The organism is Bacillus sp. MT(2024) (genome assembly GCF_036362845.1).
Taxonomy (GTDB): Bacteria; Bacillota; Bacilli; order Bacillales; family Bacillaceae; genus Bacillus; species Bacillus velezensis.
Map to the genome: position 1 here is coordinate 1,801,597 of NZ_CP143632.1, position 19,983 is coordinate 1,821,579.

Below are 19,983 nucleotides of genomic sequence, written 5' to 3' on the forward strand. Positions count from 1 at the left end.
AAAGTGGTTGATAATCAAAATGTGAAAAGCAGGTCAGAGGCAACCTATTTTACGGTGAGACCGGAAATATTCTCTTCATCTTCTGATGCTGTTCAAAGCTGACACCTCTTGATGCTTATGTATAAGAAAATAATACCATTGAAATATATGTAACATCAATGAATAAGGTTGGAAACGGAGGGGTTCAAAGTTGGGGCGATCTTGTGTAAAAGAAAGGATCAGGATGAATGTGACCAGCATCCACCCTGACCAATGGGGTTCACAGTGTTCTATTTCATTGTATTCCAATCGGAATAATATTACAAGGGTGAAAAAGAAATAAGCGGAATGTTTTCGGCTTCTTCTGTCTCTGGAGCGGGAAACGGAAAGTGAGATGTTTGAATGAAAATAAATGATTATCTGAAGGAAAGGTTTCCGACTTTAAAATTAGTGCCCGGCATTTATCATCAATGGGACGTGGGAATTCATTTTTCTCTCGGCGGCAATATGTATCAATTTAATGAAAGCGGTGCTTTGAATCTTGAGTATTTTCAGCTTGTTCATCATCAAACCGCCGCACTTTTCAATGAGCTGTTTGAACATAGTGATGACATGTTCCTTGTTGCCAACGTATATAAGCACAAAACTCAAGGTAATCACGCGAGAAAATTAAAGGTTTATCAGCCGTTTCTAAAGTGTAAGGATGATTTATATCGGATCCAGTTGAAGACCTGCCCCTGTCCATTTGAAGAAGATGGCAGAAGAATATGAAATGCAGCAGTTTTCTTTATTATGTAAACGGAAAGATCTGCGTATTCCTCAATTACTTAAGGCAGCCGTCCACGAAGATTTTCCGCTGAAGCCAAGGTTCGGGGGCTGTTCCGTTGGGTATCCCGATGTTTTCTTTGTGAATATGACAAAAGATATTATTTTCTTTCTGTATGATGACAGAGGGTGTGAAGTCATCGCTCTTGATGCCGGAAGAATACGAAAGCTTTATGATCAATATCACGATTGGATTGAATTGGACTGAAAATGAACACATGAATTCGAATCCGCTTGTGCCGGCTTTGTTCTTGCCTAGTCCGGCTGCATGAGTATAATGGGCAGAATGAAGGGCGCCAGAAACTTTTTTTCCTCTTATATCGGCCTTCTGCATGTTAAGCTTCTGTATTTATTTTGAATGAATTCCTATTTATAAAACGGCTGAATAGAATAACATAAAAGCTTTTTTACACAGTGCAGGAGGAGAGAAATGTGAGGGCTGAACACCGTGATTGTATGGAAATTGGAATTTATTCATTTGCAGAATTATATCCCGATCCTCTGACAGGGAAAACAGTCAGCGCAAAGCAGCGGATAGATGAATTGATGAAGCTGGCGAAACTGGCTGACGACGCAGGGCTTGATGTATTCGGTGTAGGCGAGCATCATCGTCTTGATTATGCGGTATCTTCGCCGCCGGCCATCTTATCAGCGATTTCACAGATCACTGAAAATATTAAGCTGACCAGTGCCACGACTGTATTATCCACCGCAGATCCTGTCCGTTTATTTGAGGATTTTGCAACGCTTGATCTGATTTCAGACGGCCGGGCGGAAATCATTGCGGGACGGGGCGCATTTTTAGACTCGTTTCCTCTTTTCGGTTATGACGTAGGCTATTATAAAGAACTGTTTGAAGAACACATTGACCTTTTTTTAAAATTAAATTCGGGGGAAGAATCAGTTACCTGGAAAGGACGTTACCGGCCGCCGCTGCGCGAGGCAGAAATTTCTCCTCGGCCTTTTCGCGGAAGCATTCCGCTATGGTTAGGTGTTTCGGGGACTCCGGAAAGCGCAGAACGGGCCGGGCGTGCAGGTGCGGGCTTGGCATTAGCTGTACTGAGCGGTGATCCGATGTCATCTAAGCCGCTTGTTGAGAAATATCGGGAAGCAGCTTCTAAAGCCGGTCATCCTCCGGAAAATGGGAAGGTTGCCGTAACCGGACATATGTTCATTTCAAAAACGAATGAACAGGCAATACAAGAATTTTACCCGTATCATTCAAATTACTGGTCTCACGTTCATTCATATCACGGGATCGATGAGCCTTTAACGAAGGAAGATTTTGAGCGGGCGTCCGGAAAAGAAACAGCTTTATTTGTGGGAAGTTCACAGCAGATCATTGAAAAAATCATGCATCAATACGAGTTGTTCGGGCATCAGCGATTTCTCGCGCAAATCGATATAGGAGGTATGCCGTTTAAAAAAGCCGCGGAAAACATCGAACGATTAGCAGCGGAAGTAGCACCGGTTATCCGAAAAGAAACCGGCAAATCCAGCGAATGAAGTTCTGAGCAAAAGGGGCGGGCCGGTTTTTGGCAATCGCGGATTCGACAACAGAATCGGCTCGGCTTTTTCTTTATGATTATAAAAAACAAAGGGGAAAGCGCGAACCTCATTGCTTTTTCCTATCAAGAAAAGGAAGGTCATTTCATCCTCTATCGTGAAGTGTATATACCGAAAGGTTTTTATTAACAAAAGAGGGAGGATGATGCAGTAATGAAGGGTTTAGTCAAAGCTGCAGTTTTAACTGTTACTCTTGGGATTGGAGGCGCTTTCTATTCAAGTGATGCATCTGCGCACGGGTATATAAAAGAGCCCGTCAGCAGAGCGTACATGGGAGCTTTAGAGAAACAAACATTGGGCTGGACGGCCGCTGCGCAGAAATATGGCTCCGTCATTGATAATCCTCAGTCTGTAGAAGGGCCGAAAGGATTTCCGGCTGCAGGTCCGCCGGATGGAAGAATTGCGTCTGCAAATGGGGGATCGGGACAAATTGACTTCGGTTTAGACAAGCAGACTGCAGATTATTGGGTAAAACAAAACATCCGCGGCGGTTTTAACACCTTTACTTGGTACTACACGGCTCCTCATGCGACATCAAAGTGGCACTATTATATCACCAAGAAAAACTGGAATCCGAATAAACCTTTGTCAAGAGATGAATTTGAATTAATCGGAACGGTAAACCACGACGGTTCCAAGGCAGATACGAATCTGACTCATAAGATTTTTGTGCCGACTGATCGAAGCGGGTATCATGTCATTTTGGGGGTATGGGACGTTGCGGATACTTCCAATGCCTTCTATAACGTCATCGATGTAAATCTTACACAATAATCTATGAATTACTGATCGGCTGCATGTTGATTCATCGGCCGATCTTTTTAGTTTTAATGTGAGAATGAAAAGGGGAAAAACAGCAGAGCGCCATAAACATTTCATTTATGGCGCCGTACGATCATGGAGGTGCTGCTGACATGGATGCGGAGGTAAGAGGATTCTTAATAACCGCCGAGGAAAGAAGCCCCAACGATGATTAATAAAATGAATAGCACCACGATTAACGCAAAGGAGCTACCATAACCACCTGAGAATCCCATATAATCTCACCTCCTAAAGAGGATTAATACATACTATGCCGAAATGAAAAGTTTGATAGGGATGCTAGTTTACTTTTTGAAAAAAGGTTATTTAGTCTATATTTCCTCCACATGGCCATCCGTTAAAATGAGTGTAAGCAGGAATCGTACTGCTTCCTGTAATAGAAATGGATAGGCTCATATATTGAGCAGTTGCGAAGAGGATGCGCAGTTGGCTTGTTTTTTTAAAAATGAAAATGTAACACACGCTATTAGGATTGGACCCTTTTGATTCAACGGAACAGGCTGAAGAAATGATTGGTTGGTTTCAAGAGCAGTAGCATGAAAAAAGTGGATGTGATGAGGAATAGAGAAAAAAGATGCGAAAGGCATAATCGGAACCATGTATCAAAACGGACTGCCTGGTGATATACGCGTATACTCCATTCCGAATGGGAACGTAACGATCTAAACAGAAGAACTTCAAGTGTTCTGCGGTAAATAAAAAAAGCCGATGAAGGCTTAAAATTGATTAGACGCTGTAAAGCATTCTTTTTGCTGCGCTTTCTGCAGACGGAGTTTGATTGTAAGAAACGATTCCGATCATCACTAACAAGATAATGAAAACCAATATGCTCCACAACACTATTTTTAAAGACTTTGACATGGTATACCCTCACTTTGAAAGACTTTACCGGGGCTGCGATCGGAGCCCGCACTTCAAGTATAGTCGTTATAACGGTGAAAAATGTACAGTATCCCGTTATCAAAATAAAAACTTGCGGGCGCTGCCGCAAGTTTTCTCTGAATTAAGGTCTGTGGAATTCAATATGCTGATTATCACGATCGAACCATCCTCTGAATGCCCAATTGATCCAGCCCCCGTCTCCTTTGTTATCAAAGGAACCGTCTTCGAAGACCCAGATTCCGTAAGTAATGCCGTCATAAACGGCTGATCCGTAAAATTGAACGCCGTTAAAGCGGTCTTCATATTCTTGATTTAAATTGAACACCATGACGTTGTACTTCTGTCCTGATGCGTAAAATGTTGTTTCCATGACATTTTTTACCCAGCCGGTTCGGTTTTGGTCTGACTTAACTGCTTCAGCTATGCGATCTGCGATTCCGAGAACATCTACGTTTACGTTCAGCCCGGCATCAACACCTGCTGCTTTTACGTTTTGGCCTGCTGTTTGGGATAATTTACTTTCTAACGGATTTGCAACGGGTGAAACGTGAGGCGCATTCGGGTGTTCAGACTGACTGGCTGCTGAGGCACTGGCTGTGAAAGGAATTGTTAGAGATAAAGCTAAGCATGATCCGACTATTGTTCTGGCGATTTTCATGTCTATGACCTCCTGAGGAAATTTTTAAAAATTGTTGCAAATTCATGGTATCGCAGAAAAATTGACCAAGCAAAGAGCAGATTTTCTCAAAAGTCATGTCATTCTATTTATGTTGTTTTCTGTAAATGAAATACTTTTAATCAGGCGAAAAGGGAAGAAAATAATAGAGTCTTTTTATGTATTGTGATAGAATGACCGGATTTTGGGTGAAAATAGCCCGGAGAAACGCCATAATAAGAAAAACACCCGGGGTTTACCGGGTGTAAAAAGTGTGGATATGTCAAGTCAGCAGCATTTTTTACATTTTTTGCATTTTCTTTTATAAACAACGATGTAATCATAATCAAGATGCTTTTTACCTTGTTTCTTCTTTTGTTTAGGCTGCTTTGGCTGGTGATCATAATGTCCGTTCATACCCATATCCATACCCATATCCATACCCATATCCATACTCATATTCCTCCTTTTTTCATCTGACGGTAGTATTCTATGACAGAAAGCATGGATGGCTTGGACAAATGAAACGGTATGCTGAAAAAGAGGCATTTCATTCGGTATAAAAAACAGGATCATACCCGCCCGATAGAAAAGAGAGGAGATGATCCTGATATTGAGACCCTATTTGATAACCGCAATTGCAATGCCGTACCCTTTTTCAGCACTGTATAAGGCCGTCAGTTTCAATACCTTCCAGCCTTCCGCGGCTTTAGTCCCGATTCCGTTATGAGCCGTGATATAATCTCCCGGGCTGACCGTACTGTCGACCCGTACGTAATGCCGGCCGTTGAGTCCGACAATATGCCATTCGTCTCTGGCCGCGCGTGCTTCATAGTGAGCTTCAAGAGCCGGACTGCAGTCCGGGTTTTGTTTCGGTACGCGTACCGTTTCTCCTGTTTCTTCGTCAGTCACATTTTCGTATATGAAACCGCCGAACTCATTTGTCAAAAAGCGGTTTTGCCATCCGAAGCTTGCGGCTCCTGAGATAAAAGCGGCTGTTTCTGAAATGACGCCGAGCATATAATCTCCGACGTGAGCCGGTTCAATTTTTTCGCCTTTCACTGTGACGATCGTCCCGGCGGAAATCGTCTGGCCGGTTACACTTTCAAAATATTCTCCGTACCCTGACAGGGAAGAGGTGACAGCTCCGGCGAACGTACCGTGGCCGCCCGCTGAATCCAGTTTCCATTTGATGGACTGATGCCCTCCGGCAACCGTGTATGGTTCTTCCAATGTAATGCTTTCTGATGACAGAATCGTTCTGGAGACTTTGCCGCCCGTAATATGGACATTGTTTGAAGCGGCGATAAATGCCCTTGAACCTTCAGAACTTGAACCTCCGGAAGAGCTGATGATCGCATTTCTGTCACCCCTGGCCGTAATATCGCCTGTTCCCGCAATAACGGCGCTTGTCGGGTTGAATGCAAAACCGGAGCTGGTCGCGAGCTGTGCGCCTCCCTTTAAATTGACGGGGATCTGCTCATAAGTCTGTCCTTTTATAGATGCGGCCGCGCTGTAACCTTCCGCTTGCACCCCGAGAATGACAGCCTGACTGTTAGGGGACGTAATTCCGACGGAACCGCCGTCTCCGATCATCGTGCCGTTCATAATATTTACGTTATATTGGCCTCCGCCGATTGAGATGCCTTTAGGAGAAGACTTGTATATATCAAAATTTAAAATTTTAACATAATCGGTTTTATTAGATCCGCCGGATATATTGATGTCAACCCCGGCTTGTGTAAAGCCGCGTATTTTAATGCCGTTGATCGTAATATTTTGACTGCGGTATTGAAGAGCCACGACTGGATTCCCGCCATAGTCGTATGAGGGATCACCAATAGCTGTGAATCCGTTTACATTAACGTTTTTATAGGCAGAGATGACCAGCGCCCTCGGGGTCACACCGTCATAGAGAGCATTGAATACCGGTTCAATCGCGGTGCAATCGGTTAAAGTAACATCATAAGCCGTCGTGCTTTCGGGATCTGAGGCCTGATGATGGCCGATATGACGAATATCAAATGAACGTACATCACGATACGAAACATGACCGATAATATGAACATTTTGAGAAGCCGGCCACAGGCTGTGCGCCTTTACCTCAATCCCGCGGATATTTCCGCTCGTATAGTTATTTAAAAGCCACACATGTTTAGAGCCGTCGTCAATTTCAATGCCGTTCGAGTTTGCGCTGCCCTCAGCATGCTCTGTGCCGCGGGGGTTTCCGGAATGGCAGTTGGAAATGAAAATATATTCGCTGTAATGGGTGGTAATGCCGTCGTCTCCGGCGCCGTATGCCACACAGTTATCAATCCATATATAACGGCAGCCGTCTTTCGTCCATTCTGTTTCAGGCAAATGATCGTAAGTCGGAGATGTAATATCTATACCATGCAGACCCGCGTTAACCGTTTCAACATTCTTAATCCAGCCGTATTGCACATTAGCAAACGTTAAACAGCTGGAAAACTGTCCTCCGGGGTTCCTGACTCCGCATTGACGATCAGGATTCCAGTCTAAAGTCATGTTCTGGACAAAAATATTACGGTTTCCATTTTCGTAATCATCGTTAGTAATGACCCATTCGTATGCGGGAGTGTCCTCATGAAGCTTAAGCACGGTAATCCCTTGTCCCTCACCGGAAATAGTAGTCCATGAGGGGAGTTTTATCCCTTGAACCAAAAATTCTCCTGCGGGAACATTTACTTTGACCCGGCCGTTCCCGATCGCTTTCCGAAAGGCTTCTGTATTGTCCCGGCCGTCAGGGACCGCTCCGTAATCCTCCACATTCACTTCCCGGGTGATTTTATTCATAAGCATTTCGTATTCTGTATCAAGCCGTTCTTTTAAAAGTGAGGTGACCATTCCTTCCGCCGTCACCCGGGCATCTGCGATCTCAAGATTATCATCCGTTGCGGAATGCTTAATAAAATTCTGCATCCTTGCTTTGAGATGCTCCAATTCAGAGGGCTGTGCAGGGCGAGACTGCAATGGGGCGTTTAAAGACGGATCAGGAAAGTTTTTAAATTGAACCATTCTAAAGACACCTCTTTCTTTTGATATAAGCGCCTGAGGAAAGGGACAGAAAAGAATCGCGCGCCCTTTTAAGCGCTTATTCTTCAAATTCTTTATTCAGAACGAAATTCCTTTTGAAACCAAGGTGAAATTTAAAAAAAGCTCTGTTGAAAGAAGGATATAAAGCTTTACATTATTGTAATTGAAACTGTCATGTGAAAATGGAGGAAAAAACTGATAGGAGGGGTCCTCATTTTAGGTTTATTCTCATTGTCTTCGCCGTGCTTCCTCTTCGGCTGCATATACACCAAAATCAACATTCTTATCAGTTAAATGGTATAATGGGGCACGGATTGGTCATCAATACGACTGAAATAGGGAAGTAAAAGGAGCAGCGAACATGACTTTACAAATCAAAATTAAATATTCAGATGATACGCAAACGAGAATCAGTAAAATTGAACAGGGCGATTGGATTGACCTGCGGGCAGCTGAAGATATAACATTCAAAAAAGGTGAATTCAAACTTATCCCGCTTGGAGTTGCGATGGAACTGCCGGAAGGATACGAGGCGCATGTCGTTCCGCGTTCAAGTACATATAAGCATTTCGGTATCATTCAGACAAATTCAATGGGAGTCATTGATGAATCATATAAAGGCGACAATGACTTCTGGTTTTTTCCTGCATTCGCTCTTCGGGATACCGACATTTCCAAGGGGGAGCGGATCTGCCAATTCAGAATCATGAAGAAAATGCCTGAAGTGGAGCTGATCGAAGTAGACAAACTCGGAAACAATGACCGGGGCGGACTGGGATCAACAGGCACGAAATAAAACGAAAAAAAAGACTGCTTAACAGCAGTCTTTTTTTATGGAAACAACAGTTACATTCAATTTGTTTCGGGGATTCTTAAATTGGGAAATCAAACAAAACTAAGGAGAAGGGTTTCATTTTTATCATTTAAGCTTTCCGTCTCTTTGAACAGAAAGACTTTCTTAGGTTAAAGGATAGAGGTTGTTTTGATGTTTTTATTCTTCAAGATGAACGGAGGTTTTGTCCAACGTATATAATATTGTGACAAAAGTGTAAACAAAAGAAAGGATGATGTTATGGAAAAAAGGGTTAGAAGAGTAGACCGTAAAGCAGCTGGCAAAGAGGCAGAGCAGAAGAAACCGTCCAAAGTCACCCTGTTCTGCCGTTCGCTTCAAAGGCTGAAGCATTTGTATTGTAACATAAACATACAAATGCCATCAATAACCAAAAAAGGAATTTTAGTTTTAATTTTACCGTTTTTGCTTCTGCCGTTCTTTCGGGCTGATGCCGCTTCAGATATTTACGGCAGTTTCGAGGAATTAAAGCTGAATGAAGATCCTTCCGATTTTTCCATTTCAACGCGGGAGCATGACCCTTCTGTCCTCATATTAGCTATACACGGCGGAGGCATAGAGCCGGGGACCAGTGAGTTAGCCAGAGAAATTGCCGAAAACCGGAGTTTATATTTATTTGAAGGGTTAAAATCAGCCGGTAATGCGGCTCTGCATTTGACAAGTTCGCATTTCGATGAACCTAAGGCCGTGCAAATGGTGAAAGAGCACTCTAATGTCATTTCATTGCACGGTTACGGCAGTGATGATAAAAAGATAAAAATCGGCGGTACAGACAGAGAACGAGCCGAACTTTTGACCGATGTGCTGAAACGGCACGGGTATCCTGCCGTTCTTCTTGGTATAAATGATAAATATGCAGGCGTCAGTCCGAACAACCTTGCCAATCAATCTTCATCCGGATTGAGTATCCAAATCGAAATGAGCACCGGCTTCAGAACATCACTATTTGACACTTTTACGCTGAAAAGCAGAGCATCCACACAAAATAAGACCTTTTATCAATTCACAAAAACGATTTCTGATTTTATCAGTGACAATTATTAATAAGCACGCCTATTTTGTCGGCGGGGCTTTTTCTTTTGAAATTTATGAAACTTTAAGTTCTTAAGATCGTATACATAATTGACAGGATGAAAGAAAAGAGGTGGGCAAATGAAAGTGATGATCGGGTCTATCATTCTTCTTGTCATCATCGGATTCGGTTTATGGCTGATGCTTAGTCCAATCTTTAAACAAGTGGGAAGCGGAGCCAAAAAATTAAAAAAGTCATGGGAGGAAGAAGATCAGCATGAGCGAAAATAAGCGCGGAAACACAAAAAAAATTCTCGGCGGTGTGATTATAGGTGCAGCCCTTTTAATTGCGGGCGTCACAGCGTCACTATTCATTGAAAAAATACCGAACGGTTATGTCGGGGTTGTATACTCACCGAATGGCGGGGTAAAATCCGACACATTGGACCAAGGCTGGCACTTAGTCGGATTATTTAATAAAGTAACGGAATACCCGGTGCGTATGCAGACAGTGAATAATGAAAATATAAAAGTGGCAACCTCTGACGGTAAAAATATTGAAATGGATATCGCTTACAACTATGTCGTGCAGCCTGATAAAGTAGTCGATCTGTTTAACAAATTCGGGGCGGTAGATGTGGAAACGATCGAAAATACATATTTAAAAACAAGGCTGTGGGATGCGGCGCGAAAATCAATCAGCAAATACTCGGTTATTGACACATACGGGCAAAAATCTGCAGAAGCCGCTGCCGATGTTCAAAAGAGATTTGCTGATGATATGAAGAGTCTTGGATTTTTAATTGATGATCTGACGCTTGGCGTACCAAAGCCGGATAAAGCCACACAGGAAGCCATCGATGCAAGGGTGAAGTCTTCACAGGAACTTGAACGGACACAAACTGAAATTAAAATAGCCGAAGCCGAAGCGAAAAAGAAAAAAATTGAAGCGGAAGGGATCGCTGACTATAACGAAATCATAAAGAAATCAATGTCCGATGAAATGATCAAATATAAATGGATTGAAAAATGGGACGGAAAAACGCCGAAAGCGACAGGCACAGACTCACTGCTGCAGCTGCCGCTGGACGATCAGAAGCAAAAGTAAATAGAGAAGGAGGCGATTGCCTCCTTTTTATGTTTTTTCCTGAGGGTCTTTTTCCGGCACTAATTCTTCAGACGCCTCGGTTTGATAGCTCCATAGCGTGCTATCCGTCTCTGTTGTGTCCTGATAATCTTCGGGAAGTACATATTGCTGCAAATACCGGTGAAAAAATGCCTCAAAAACAGAAATGCAAAGTGCAGAGATAACCGATGCCGCGGCAGGAGAGACATTAAACCCGCCAATGTTCATCAGGAATATCCATAATATAATGAATGAAATTCCGAAATCAGCTGCAACGGCTGTGAAATTGCTTGTTCTCGGCAGAATCATGCAATCACCCGCAAAATAAGTGATTAAACTTAAGATCACTGTAATAAACAGAACGTTTAAAAAGGTTACTTGGTACATAAGATCCAGAACAATGTACAGTAAAGCAAGTGTGAGCGCCGTTTTAGAAGCGAAAGCAATTACGTGTTTCATTTGAACCACCTTCGTTATTTCGTTTAGTCTTCATTGTAAGCAATCCGCAAATTTTTAAACTGGTATATAGTGGTTATAAAGTAAAATGTGAATAGACATCACAGGATTCACAAGTTAAAATATGTAAAAAGGGGGATGCAAATGAAAAAATACTGGATATGTATTGCTGTTTTTTTATTATGTTTTAGCGGAATACACTCAGCTAAAGCGGCTACCACTGAATTCGGATCAAAAACAAGCTTCACTTTGGAGGGAAACGCAAAAGAGTTTCATATTGAAAATCCGGGGACTGTAGCTGCCGACGATTATTTTTTAGGCTATAAGTTCACCATAATGAACAACTCTTCGTGCGGTTTAAGCATGAAACTCCAGCGGATGGCGCTGAACGGAAATTTTTATACATTAAGTTCTAAAAACTACAGCGGCAGCTGGCTAAACCTCAGTGCCCAGGATAAAAAATCAATTGATCCGTATCACAAATACAGGATTCTGGTTGAAAGTTCTTCAAACGTCTGTGGTCCCGTCTATATTAAAGGGTTTTACGGTGTAGAATATTATCATTTTGATTGAAAATAGATACTCGCTAAAGGCAGCGGGTTTTTTTATATTTATATTTAACTTATTGCACTATGTACTAAATATTCATACATAAATTTTTGACGTACCCGCCCAAAGAAAAGATAAAAAAACAAATTCATCACGCACAAATATATAAAAAGTTGAAAAATGGATGAAAAGTTTCTTGAGGGAAACATTATTAGTTGACTTCAAAAGTGTGATGTCGGATAATAAGAATGTAAGTTTTTCCTCCTTAGCAGGTTCGTTTCTTAAGCCAGGGCGAATCTGCTTTTTTTATGCAAAAAAACCCCTCTGTAAGGGGTTTTTTACGATAAATGAAGTTTAATAGAATTAATGGACGGCTCTGAATACGCCGATCACTTTCCCCAAAATGCTTACGTTTTGCAGGATAATCGGCTCCATCGTCGGATTTTCCGGCTGCAGCCGCACATAATTGTCTTCTTTATAGAAGCGCTTAACCGTCGCTTCATCATCTTCGGTCATAGCTACGACGATTTCTCCGTTATTGGCCGTGTTCTGCTGTTTGACAATGACGTAATCTTTGTCAAAAATGCCGGCGTCAATCATACTTTCTCCCATGATTTCTAACATAAAGACATGTTCGCCCGGAGGAACCATCCGGTCAGGAAGCGGAAAATACTCGTCGATATTTTCAACAGCCGTAATCGGAATACCCGCCGTCACTTTCCCGATGACCGGAACGTTTACGACCTGGCTTTTCGGAATATGGACTTCTTCTTCATCCAATACCTCAATCGCCCTCGGTTTAGTAGGGTCCCGTCTGATCAGGCCTTTTGTCTCCAGCCGCGCCAAATGGCCGTGCACGGTTGAACTGGAAGCCAGTCCTACTGCTTCTCCTATCTCTCTTACAGAAGGCGGATATCCTTTCGTTTTTACCTCTTCTTTAATAAAACGCAGGATATCAAGCTGCCTTTTTGATAGCTTCGTCATATTTCGCACCTCAAAACGTCGATTTTAAGTAGATTATAGCATGATTTTCCTGACAGTACAAACATAGGTTCGAAAAAAACGATTGACAGAAACATTTGTTCGTATATACTGAAAGATATAAAAAGCGAACAAACATTCTTATCGGAGGTTATTTACATGGCGAAAGAATCTATCATATTTGTCGGGCTGTTTACTGCGATTTTAAGTGCCGCTATTTTACTTGTCTCATGTGCGGGAAATGATCAGTCCCTCAGCCAATATGTTAAAATAAAGGTTCAGGACGGCGATACACTCTGGTCACTTGCGGATCATGTAGCAGAAAAGAAACACATTAATAAAGAAGATTTCATTGAGTGGGTGACGGAGAATAATCATCTCCAAACTGCTGATATAAAGCCCGGAGACGAACTTATTCTTCCGGTTAAGAAGAAGCATCCGGCCGTATATCAGCTGGCCATTGTCAATTAGAGAGGAAAGAGAGAAATGAAGGCGCTCATTTATGCCCGCGTAAGCACAAACAAAGAACAGCAGCAAACGTCATTAAAAAGACAGGAAGAAGAGCTCAGTGAGATCGCTGCTGCAAACGGCATGGAAGTCGTGAAAGTCATTTCTGAGAAAGCCAGCGGTTATGAAATGGATCGCGACGGAGTATTTGAAATGCTTGATGAAATTAAAAAATCACATATTGACGCGATATTGGTGCAGGACGAAACGAGATTGGGAAGAGGAAACGCCAAGATTGCGCTTTTGCATTGTATTTACAGGGAGAACGTAAAGATATATACGACGGCTCATAAAGGTGAACTGGAGCTTTCCGAAGCTGATTCGATGGTACTTGAAATCGTCAGTATTGTTGAGGAATATCAAAGGAAAATTCACAATATGAAAATCCGGCGGGGAATGAAAAGAGCCGTGAAAAACGGCTACAAACCTGAACGGAATCTGAAAAACAGACATGAAAACAGCGGAAAAGAAAAAAAAGAGGTTCCGGTTTCGGAAATTATCAGGCTGAGAGCCAACAAGCTTACCTTTGCAGAAATCGCAGCGACCCTAAGAGGATTCGGCTATGACGTGTCCAAAGCCACGGTTCACCGGCGGTTTCAGGAATATACCGCAGACACAGAAGGCAGCTGACGCGCATCAGTTGTAAAAAAGACTGCGTTTTAGTAGTATATAATCAACACGCACCAAAGGAGCTTATTATGATTTCTAAAGAAAAAATCGCAAGAATTAACGAATTGGCTCAAAAAGCTAAATCAAACACGATAACGGATGAGGAAAAAGCTGAACAGCAAAAGCTTCGCCAGGAGTATTTGAAAGGATTCCGCTCCTCAATGAAAAATACGTTAAAGAGCGTAAAAGTGATTGATCCGGAAGGCAACGATGTCACCCCTGAAAAATTAAAAAGAGAACAACAGAAAAATAATCTTCACTAAACAGAAAGAATACGGCAATACGTATTCTTTTTTCGTATATACTAATATCAGGATGTGCTTTACGACAATTTTCAACAAGTTTATCTCAAATTTAAGCTGAAAGAGTTGAGAAAAAGTCAGCATCGCTTTATGATGAAAAGGTACAACAATAAGGAAGGGGATTATAATGGATACAATTGAAAAGAAATCAGTTGCCACCATTCGTACACTATCTATAGACGCAATTGAAAAAGCGAATTCCGGACACCCGGGCATGCCGATGGGAGCCGCTCCGATGGCATACACGCTGTGGACGAAATTTATGAATGTAAATCCGCAGAATCCGGGCTGGTTTAACCGCGACCGCTTTGTTTTATCAGCAGGCCACGGTTCAATGCTTTTATACAGCATGCTGCATTTAAGCGGATATGACCTCAGCATTGAAGACTTGAAACAGTTCCGTCAATGGGGAAGCAAAACACCGGGACATCCGGAGTTCGGGCATACAGCCGGAGTAGACGCAACGACCGGGCCGCTTGGACAGGGTATTGCAATGGCAGTGGGAATGGCAATTGCAGAATGCCATCTGGCTGAGACATATAACCGTGATTCATTCAACGTAGTTGATCATTATACATACAGTATTTGCGGAGACGGCGATTTAATGGAAGGCATTTCTTCCGAAGCCGCTTCTCTTGCAGGCCATCTTGAATTAGGCCGCCTGATCGTATTATACGATTCTAATGACATTTCCTTAGACGGCGATTTAGACCGCTCTTTCTCTGAAAATGTAAAGCAGCGTTTTGAAGCAATGAACTGGGAAGTTCTTTATGTTGAGGACGGAAACAACATCGCTGAATTGACGGCTGCCATTGAAAAAGCGCGCCAGAATGATAAAAAACCGACTTTGATTGAAGTGAAAACCACGATCGGTTTCGGTTCTCCAAACCGCGCGGGCACATCCGGCGTCCACGGTGCTCCGTTAGGACTAGAAGAGAGCAAGCTGACAAAAGAAGCGTATGCTTGGACGTTTGAAGAAGATTTTTATGTTCCGGAAGAAGTATACGGGCATTTCAATCAAGCTGTAAAAGAAGCCGGCTCGAAAAAAGAACAGGAATGGAATGAACTGTTCGCGGCTTATAAAGAAAAATATCCTGAACTTGCTGAACAGCTGTCACTCGGCATAAAAGGCGAGCTTCCTAAAGACTGGGATCAGGAAGTTCCCGTTTATGAAAAAGGCAGCAGCCTTGCTTCCCGCGCATCTTCAGGTGAGGTGCTGAACGGGATCGCCAAGAAAATTCCTTTCTTTGTCGGGGGATCTGCTGACCTTGCGGGTTCAAATAAAACGACAATCAAAAATGGAGGAGACTTCACGGCCAAAGACTACGCCGGGAAAAACTTCTGGTTCGGTGTCCGTGAATTTGCGATGGGCGCTGCATTAAACGGAATGGCGCTTCACGGCGGCCTCCGCGTATTTGGCGGCACATTCTTTGTATTCTCTGATTATTTAAGACCTGCCATTCGTCTGGCATCATTGATGGGACTCCCTGTCACTTATGTATTCACGCATGACAGTATTGCCGTAGGAGAAGACGGGCCGACTCACGAACCGATTGAGCAGCTTGCTTCTTTACGCGCACTTCCTAACCTATCTGTGATCAGACCTGCTGACGGAAATGAAACCGCAGCTGCATGGAAGGTTGCCGTTCAAAGCCAAGATCATCCGACAGCTCTTGTATTGACACGCCAAAACCTGCCGACGATTGATCAGCAGGCTGAAGAAGCGTATGCGGGCGTGGAAAAAGGGGCTTATATCGTTTCCAAAGCCCAAACGGAATCACCGGCCGCTCTTCTTTTAGCGACAGGTTCTGAAGTCGGACTTGCGATCGAAGCTCAAGCGAAACTGGCTGAAGAAAACATTCACGTATCTGTAGTCAGCATGCCGAGCTGGGACCGCTTTGAAAAACAATCGGCTGAGTACAAAAACAGCGTGCTTCCTCCGAATGTGACGAAACGTCTTGCGATCGAAATGGGTTCAAGCTTCGGATGGGGCAAATTTACCGGTCTTGAAGGAGACGTTCTCGCAATTGACCGTTTCGGTGCTTCAGCTCCGGGAGAAACAATTATGAAAGAATACGGGTTTACTGCAGAAAACGTAGTTGACCGCGTGAAAAAACTTCTAAACAAATAACGAGACAAAAGAGGATGAGTCAAATCATCCTCTTTTTCCTGTTTATGCGACAAAAATAGAAGGGGCGGCGTAACAGTAATAGACAATTCTTTCTTTTCTCCTTTTGTATAATAGAAAGCAATAACGAAGCGCTCTAAAAGGGGATGAGGAAATGGAACGTCATTACTATACGCACCTGATAAAGGATGAGTTTGCGAACCACTACTTCGGGCGGGAAACGGCTATGTTTGAGTTGTTTCGAGACTATCATTGGACAGATCTGACACCCCAGGAATATCAAATGACAGAAAAGCAAGTTCAATATATAACGGAACCGATTCCGGTGATACATATGCATCAGCGGCTCCAGCTGCATTTAAACCGAATGAGTTACAGCCGTTTGGATTCCATTTACCGGCTTACACTGCCCGGAGAAAAGGGCCGCGCCACCTTCATGATGAAAGACAGTTTAATTGAGATTGCGGCTTCGGGAGATTATGAGGCGGAAACGATTTTCTTTGAGATTCTGCGTAAAATCAGCCCCTGTTTTCTTGCAATGGATTTCAAGACACGGCGCTACGGGTGGTTAAATCCGGTCAGAGAAAGAAATTTTGTCTAAAAACGAGGAAAAAGAGATGTAAATGTTGTATAATAGCCTTTGGTTTAGTACACTTTAAACTAGACAACATGAAGGAGGAAATAAAATGACTTTATGGGTTGGCATCCTAGTGGGCGTTGTCGCATTGCTCATAGGTGTTGCACTCGGGTTTTTTATTGCTCGTAAATATATGATGAGCTATTTGAAAAAGAATCCGCCTATTAATGAACAAATGTTACGCATGATGATGATGCAAATGGGAATGAAACCTTCTCAAAAGAAAATTAATCAAATGATGAAAGCCATGAATAATCAAGCGAAATAATACGTACAGATTATGATATAGAGATACATGGTTATAAAAATAAAAAACCCGGAGAGGGTTTTTTATTTTGGCGTCATGTTTCACCCCAACTGCCGGTGTGCAGTTCTTTTTGGTATTGTATGAGAAGGTGGTCAAGCTCCTGGCTGAGTTCTATCGTAATGTTTGATGTCATTCCGTTTGTCATGACGATTTTAAGCAGCTCTGCCCGTTTTTTTTCAATTTCATTTAATAGATGCTCTCTAATCACAGGGATATATCCTTTCATACATAAATCTTTCACCTGAGTCGCTATTATTATATCCACATTTATACTGTTTTTCAAATAAGAAGGAGTATAATATCTCGATGTCAAATTAAATTATATAAGCTTTTTCTATAAAAAGTAATCCTTCTCGGGAAAGTGTTAAAAAAATGAAATGATTTTGTCATAACTCGAAGGGAGTGTGTCATCGTGAGTTTTAATTACTTTCTGACGTTTGGGGCCGGATTTCTGTCTTTCATTTCTCCATGCTGTCTGCCGCTGTACCCCGCCTTTTTATCTTACATAACTGGTGTCAGTATGGACGAGGTGAAAACAGAAAAGGTGATGCTGCAAAAGCGCGGCCTCGTGCATACACTTTGTTTTTTGCTTGGTTTCTCCGTGATTTTTATCGCATTGGGATATGGAACTTCGTTTATCGGCAGTTTTTTTACCCAATATCATGAAGCGATCCGCCAGTTTGGCGCTATCATGCTGATCCTTTTCGGGCTGATTACTGCCGGTGTGTTTCAGCCGAAATTCATGATGAAAGAGCGGCGCATTCACTTTAAGCGCCGTCCGGAGGGGTTTATCGGTTCGGTTCTGATCGGTCTTGCGTTTGCAGCCGGATGGTCGCCGTGCAGCGGGCCTATTTTAGGAGCCGTGTTTTCGCTGGCAAATACAAATCCTTCTTCAGCAGTGCCGTATATGTTTTTATATGTTCTCGGTTTTGCGATTCCTTTTCTTGTTCTTTCATTTTTTATTACCAGAATGAATTGGATTCGCAAGCATCAGCTGCTTATCATGAAAATCGGCGGCATTCTTATGATTCTGATCGGAGTTATGCTGTTTTTTAACTGGATGAGCTACATTCTGATCGTTCTGTCAAATCTTTTCGGAGGATTTACGGGTCTGTAACGGATTAATAACTTTTGAACTATTATATACCCTTTCGTTTTTGGTACAATAAGACTAGTTAATGTTAAATATGTGGAGGGGAATATGACACGAGTTTTAGTTGTAGATGACGCCAAGTTCATGAGGGTGAAAATCAGAGAGATTCTGGAATCGGCAAATTACACAGTGGCCGGGGAAGCGGCTGACGGCGAGGAAGCCCTGGCAGTATATCAAAAAATCCGTCCCGACCTGGTGACAATGGATATTACCATGCCGGTCAAAAACGGTATACAGGCGCTGCAGGATATTTTAGCTTTTGACCCGAAAGCCCGGATCATCATGTGCACCGCCATGCGGCAGCAGCGGATCGTTCTGGAAGCGATTGAATTAGGCGCTAAAGACTTTATCGTTAAACCGTTTGAAGCATCTAAAGTGCTGGAGGCCGTAGGCCGGGTAACGGGAACGTAAACGTGTTCTCTTTTCAAATTGGTTTTTTTTATGTTTTTGGAGTATAGTATATAGTATCAAACTCCGTGCAAGCAAAGGAATGATAAAGATGATGATTATAATTTCATCCGTTATTGCAGCGGCCATGGCAATTTCCGTGATGATCGTCAGGATTAAAGCCTCCGACAAGCCCGCTTCACCTAAAAAAATAATTCTCCCGCCGATTTTCATGAGTACGGGAGCGCTTATGTTCCTTTTTCCGATTTTCAGAGTGACGGGCGAAGAATTTTTGGAGGCCATTACGCTGGGCGTGATCTTCTCTATTTTTCTGATTAAAACATCTAAATTTGAGATTAAAAATAATGAAATCTATTTAAAACGGTCAAAAGCGTTTGTGTTTATCCTGATTGGTTTGCTGGTTATCAGAATCGCTATGAAATCTATTTTGAGCACGACGATTGATTACGGAGCTTTAAGCGGAATGTTTTGGATTCTGGCTTTCGGAATGATTGTCCCGTGGCGCATCGCGATGTTTATGTCTTACCGCAAACTTTCTAATGAACTGAAGACCGCTGATATTCAGATGAATTAAAACCTTTCCGTCCGCCGGAAAGGTTTTTTATTTGAGCAGGGCTTGATAAGGAGTAAGATCAATCTGTTTTTCGCGAAGATGCTTTTTTAAAAATTGATGATCACGCTTAGGAGTGGCGAGTATGTAACCCCTGATGATTAAATCACGGTTTATTTGTTCAGCTTCCTCCGCTAAGGAAAGTTCACCGATTTTTCCGGCGATTTTCGCTTTGGCTACATCCCGAAAGAGCTCCGGCACGGGAGCGACCAATTCATCCAAAAACGCCTTGTCACCCGCATTCCATAAGTGCCTGCTTTTTTCAATATAATAGTCCTGCCAATCCAGTTCTGACCGGCCGTCTTCTTTCGGTAAGCGTTTTAAAAATTTTCGAAACATAAAAAACCCGCCGATAGACAGCAATCCGATCATCACGATGACCCAAAATAAAATAAACCACATAAACCAGCCTTCTAGCATTGTTCTATCTCCTCCTTACTTTAACCATATTGTAAACGAAGACAGAATAGAAGAACACATGAAAAAAAGAATAGAAAAAATGA

General features: G+C 42.6%; 24 protein-coding genes and 1 pseudogene. 17 read left to right on the forward strand and 8 right to left on the reverse strand.

Features of this window, described 5'->3' with window-relative positions:
* Positions 1-381: 381 nt before the first annotated feature.
* The 3 genes and pseudogenes from VP472_RS08795 to VP472_RS08805 all read left to right on the forward strand — a co-directional run bounded on the left by VP472_RS08795 (position 382) and on the right by VP472_RS08805 (position 3,144).
* A pseudogene (locus tag VP472_RS08795) lies at positions 382-1,012 on the forward strand (DUF3885 domain-containing protein).
* A 224-nt stretch (positions 1,013-1,236) separates the two neighbouring features.
* Positions 1,237-2,310, forward strand: coding sequence for an LLM class flavin-dependent oxidoreductase (locus VP472_RS08800; protein ID WP_146276839.1), 1,074 nt, complete (start codon positions 1,237-1,239; stop codon positions 2,308-2,310).
* A 213-nt stretch (positions 2,311-2,523) separates the two neighbouring features.
* The gene (locus VP472_RS08805) at positions 2,524-3,144 is read left to right on the forward strand and encodes a lytic polysaccharide monooxygenase auxiliary activity family 9 protein (RefSeq protein WP_003154023.1); all 621 of its coding nucleotides are present in this window, start codon (positions 2,524-2,526) and stop codon (positions 3,142-3,144) included.
* A gap of 164 nt (positions 3,145-3,308) precedes the next feature.
* On the opposite strand, the gene VP472_RS08810 is transcribed toward VP472_RS08805, so the two are convergent.
* The 4 genes from VP472_RS08810 to VP472_RS08825 all read right to left on the reverse strand — a co-directional run bounded on the left by VP472_RS08810 (position 3,309) and on the right by VP472_RS08825 (position 7,768).
* Positions 3,309-3,407, reverse strand: a complete 99-nt coding sequence (locus tag VP472_RS08810; RefSeq protein ID WP_003154022.1) for a YjcZ family sporulation protein — start codon at positions 3,405-3,407, stop codon at positions 3,309-3,311.
* Between the two features lie 788 nt (positions 3,408-4,195).
* Positions 4,196-4,732 (reverse strand): stress protein, encoded by a 537-nt coding sequence (locus VP472_RS08815; protein WP_146276841.1) that lies wholly within the window; start codon positions 4,730-4,732, stop codon positions 4,196-4,198.
* 285 nt (positions 4,733-5,017) lie between these two features.
* A complete protein-coding gene (locus VP472_RS08820) occupies positions 5,018-5,182 on the reverse strand; it encodes a hypothetical protein (RefSeq protein WP_153986662.1) in 165 nt (54 codons plus the stop codon).
* Positions 5,183-5,350: 168 nt separating this feature from the next.
* Complete coding sequence (locus VP472_RS08825; protein ID WP_146276843.1) at positions 5,351-7,768, reverse strand: peptidase G2 autoproteolytic cleavage domain-containing protein; 2,418 nt, start codon at positions 7,766-7,768, stop codon at positions 5,351-5,353.
* A 379-nt stretch (positions 7,769-8,147) separates the two neighbouring features.
* Between VP472_RS08825 and VP472_RS08830 the strand changes: the two genes are divergently transcribed.
* From VP472_RS08830 to VP472_RS08845, 4 genes are all read left to right on the forward strand, one after another.
* A complete protein-coding gene (locus VP472_RS08830; protein ID WP_102422679.1) occupies positions 8,148-8,582 on the forward strand; it encodes a dUTP diphosphatase in 435 nt (144 codons plus the stop codon).
* A 276-nt stretch (positions 8,583-8,858) separates the two neighbouring features.
* Entirely contained in the window at positions 8,859-9,680 is an 822-nt protein-coding gene (locus tag VP472_RS08835; protein ID WP_102422678.1) for a poly-gamma-glutamate hydrolase family protein, read from the forward strand.
* Positions 9,681-9,788: 108 nt separating this feature from the next.
* Positions 9,789-9,938, forward strand: a complete 150-nt coding sequence (locus tag VP472_RS08840) for a hypothetical protein (protein ID WP_003154013.1) — start codon at positions 9,789-9,791, stop codon at positions 9,936-9,938.
* Complete coding sequence (locus VP472_RS08845; protein ID WP_003154011.1) at positions 9,925-10,755, forward strand: prohibitin family protein; 831 nt, start codon at positions 9,925-9,927, stop codon at positions 10,753-10,755. The genes VP472_RS08840 and VP472_RS08845 overlap by 14 nt, the downstream gene beginning before the upstream one ends.
* A gap of 27 nt (positions 10,756-10,782) precedes the next feature.
* Here the strand turns inward: VP472_RS08845 and VP472_RS08850 are convergent, their stop codons facing one another.
* Positions 10,783-11,232 carry a YndM family protein gene (locus tag VP472_RS08850; protein WP_003154009.1) on the reverse strand — a complete coding sequence of 150 codons (450 nt, stop codon included), beginning with the start codon at positions 11,230-11,232 and terminating at the stop codon, positions 10,783-10,785.
* 141 nt (positions 11,233-11,373) lie between these two features.
* Here VP472_RS08850 and VP472_RS08855 point away from each other — a divergent pair, with 141 nt between their 5' ends.
* Complete coding sequence (locus VP472_RS08855; protein WP_070081879.1) at positions 11,374-11,802, forward strand: hypothetical protein; 429 nt, start codon at positions 11,374-11,376, stop codon at positions 11,800-11,802.
* A gap of 339 nt (positions 11,803-12,141) precedes the next feature.
* Here VP472_RS08855 and lexA read toward each other — a convergent pair whose 3' ends face one another.
* Complete coding sequence (lexA, locus tag VP472_RS08860; RefSeq protein ID WP_003154004.1) at positions 12,142-12,762, reverse strand: transcriptional repressor LexA; 621 nt, start codon at positions 12,760-12,762, stop codon at positions 12,142-12,144.
* 156 nt (positions 12,763-12,918) lie between these two features.
* Here lexA and yneA point away from each other — a divergent pair, with 156 nt between their 5' ends.
* From yneA to VP472_RS08890, 6 genes are all read left to right on the forward strand, one after another.
* On the forward strand, positions 12,919-13,230 hold the full coding sequence (gene yneA, locus VP472_RS08865) for a cell division suppressor protein YneA (RefSeq protein WP_003154001.1): 312 nt from the start codon (positions 12,919-12,921) through the stop codon (positions 13,228-13,230).
* A 15-nt stretch (positions 13,231-13,245) separates the two neighbouring features.
* Positions 13,246-13,896 carry a YneB family resolvase-like protein gene (locus tag VP472_RS08870; protein WP_003153998.1) on the forward strand — a complete coding sequence of 217 codons (651 nt, stop codon included), beginning with the start codon at positions 13,246-13,248 and terminating at the stop codon, positions 13,894-13,896.
* A gap of 68 nt (positions 13,897-13,964) precedes the next feature.
* Positions 13,965-14,198 carry a DUF896 domain-containing protein gene (locus VP472_RS08875; protein ID WP_003153997.1) on the forward strand — a complete coding sequence of 78 codons (234 nt, stop codon included), beginning with the start codon at positions 13,965-13,967 and terminating at the stop codon, positions 14,196-14,198.
* A 166-nt stretch (positions 14,199-14,364) separates the two neighbouring features.
* Positions 14,365-16,368 (forward strand): transketolase, encoded by a 2,004-nt coding sequence (gene tkt / locus VP472_RS08880; protein WP_146276846.1) that lies wholly within the window; start codon positions 14,365-14,367, stop codon positions 16,366-16,368.
* Positions 16,369-16,519: 151 nt separating this feature from the next.
* On the forward strand, positions 16,520-16,966 hold the full coding sequence (gene sirA, locus VP472_RS08885; protein ID WP_003153995.1) for a sporulation inhibitor of replication protein SirA: 447 nt from the start codon (positions 16,520-16,522) through the stop codon (positions 16,964-16,966).
* 85 nt (positions 16,967-17,051) lie between these two features.
* Positions 17,052-17,270, forward strand: coding sequence for a YneF family protein (locus VP472_RS08890; protein ID WP_003153994.1), 219 nt, complete (start codon positions 17,052-17,054; stop codon positions 17,268-17,270).
* A gap of 73 nt (positions 17,271-17,343) precedes the next feature.
* Here the strand turns inward: VP472_RS08890 and VP472_RS08895 are convergent, their stop codons facing one another.
* The gene (locus VP472_RS08895) at positions 17,344-17,517 is read right to left on the reverse strand and encodes an aspartyl-phosphate phosphatase Spo0E family protein (protein WP_012117647.1); all 174 of its coding nucleotides are present in this window, start codon (positions 17,515-17,517) and stop codon (positions 17,344-17,346) included.
* Between the two features lie 201 nt (positions 17,518-17,718).
* Between VP472_RS08895 and VP472_RS08900 the strand changes: the two genes are divergently transcribed.
* From VP472_RS08900 to VP472_RS08910, 3 genes are all read left to right on the forward strand, one after another.
* Positions 17,719-18,426, forward strand: a complete 708-nt coding sequence (locus VP472_RS08900) for a cytochrome c biogenesis protein CcdA (protein ID WP_088056486.1) — start codon at positions 17,719-17,721, stop codon at positions 18,424-18,426.
* An 84-nt stretch (positions 18,427-18,510) separates the two neighbouring features.
* Positions 18,511-18,873, forward strand: coding sequence for a response regulator (locus VP472_RS08905; RefSeq protein WP_007410327.1), 363 nt, complete (start codon positions 18,511-18,513; stop codon positions 18,871-18,873).
* Positions 18,874-18,952: 79 nt separating this feature from the next.
* Positions 18,953-19,444, forward strand: coding sequence for a CcdC family protein (locus VP472_RS08910; RefSeq protein ID WP_088005392.1), 492 nt, complete (start codon positions 18,953-18,955; stop codon positions 19,442-19,444).
* 27 nt (positions 19,445-19,471) lie between these two features.
* On the opposite strand, the gene VP472_RS08915 is transcribed toward VP472_RS08910, so the two are convergent.
* Entirely contained in the window at positions 19,472-19,900 is a 429-nt protein-coding gene (locus VP472_RS08915) for a DUF2621 domain-containing protein (protein ID WP_003153987.1), read from the reverse strand.
* Between the last annotated feature and the right edge of the window lie 83 nt (positions 19,901-19,983).

Coding starts and splice junctions, on each gene's coding strand:
- VP472_RS08835 (WP_102422678.1), top strand. CDS start 8,859: ATGGAAAAAAGGGTTAGAAGAGTAGACCGTAAAGCAGCTGGCAAAGAG.
- VP472_RS08905 (WP_007410327.1), top strand. CDS start 18,511: ATGACACGAGTTTTAGTTGTAGATGACGCCAAGTTCATGAGGGTGAAA.
- tkt (WP_146276846.1), top strand. CDS start 14,365: ATGGATACAATTGAAAAGAAATCAGTTGCCACCATTCGTACACTATCT.
- VP472_RS08850 (WP_003154009.1), bottom strand. CDS start 11,232: ATGAAACACGTAATTGCTTTCGCTTCTAAAACGGCGCTCACACTTGCT.
- VP472_RS08805 (WP_003154023.1), top strand. CDS start 2,524: ATGAAGGGTTTAGTCAAAGCTGCAGTTTTAACTGTTACTCTTGGGATT.
- VP472_RS08890 (WP_003153994.1), top strand. CDS start 17,052: ATGACTTTATGGGTTGGCATCCTAGTGGGCGTTGTCGCATTGCTCATA.
- sirA (WP_003153995.1), top strand. CDS start 16,520: ATGGAACGTCATTACTATACGCACCTGATAAAGGATGAGTTTGCGAAC.
- VP472_RS08870 (WP_003153998.1), top strand. CDS start 13,246: ATGAAGGCGCTCATTTATGCCCGCGTAAGCACAAACAAAGAACAGCAG.
- VP472_RS08875 (WP_003153997.1), top strand. CDS start 13,965: ATGATTTCTAAAGAAAAAATCGCAAGAATTAACGAATTGGCTCAAAAA.
- VP472_RS08815 (WP_146276841.1), bottom strand. CDS start 4,732: ATGAAAATCGCCAGAACAATAGTCGGATCATGCTTAGCTTTATCTCTA.
- VP472_RS08910 (WP_088005392.1), top strand. CDS start 18,953: ATGATAAAGATGATGATTATAATTTCATCCGTTATTGCAGCGGCCATG.
- yneA (WP_003154001.1), top strand. CDS start 12,919: ATGGCGAAAGAATCTATCATATTTGTCGGGCTGTTTACTGCGATTTTA.
- VP472_RS08840 (WP_003154013.1), top strand. CDS start 9,789: ATGAAAGTGATGATCGGGTCTATCATTCTTCTTGTCATCATCGGATTC.
- VP472_RS08820 (WP_153986662.1), bottom strand. CDS start 5,182: ATGGATATGGGTATGGATATGGGTATGGATATGGGTATGAACGGACAT.
- VP472_RS08915 (WP_003153987.1), bottom strand. CDS start 19,900: ATGCTAGAAGGCTGGTTTATGTGGTTTATTTTATTTTGGGTCATCGTG.
- VP472_RS08830 (WP_102422679.1), top strand. CDS start 8,148: ATGACTTTACAAATCAAAATTAAATATTCAGATGATACGCAAACGAGA.
- lexA (WP_003154004.1), bottom strand. CDS start 12,762: ATGACGAAGCTATCAAAAAGGCAGCTTGATATCCTGCGTTTTATTAAA.
- VP472_RS08825 (WP_146276843.1), bottom strand. CDS start 7,768: ATGGTTCAATTTAAAAACTTTCCTGATCCGTCTTTAAACGCCCCATTG.
- VP472_RS08855 (WP_070081879.1), top strand. CDS start 11,374: ATGAAAAAATACTGGATATGTATTGCTGTTTTTTTATTATGTTTTAGC.
- VP472_RS08810 (WP_003154022.1), bottom strand. CDS start 3,407: ATGGGATTCTCAGGTGGTTATGGTAGCTCCTTTGCGTTAATCGTGGTG.
- VP472_RS08845 (WP_003154011.1), top strand. CDS start 9,925: ATGAGCGAAAATAAGCGCGGAAACACAAAAAAAATTCTCGGCGGTGTG.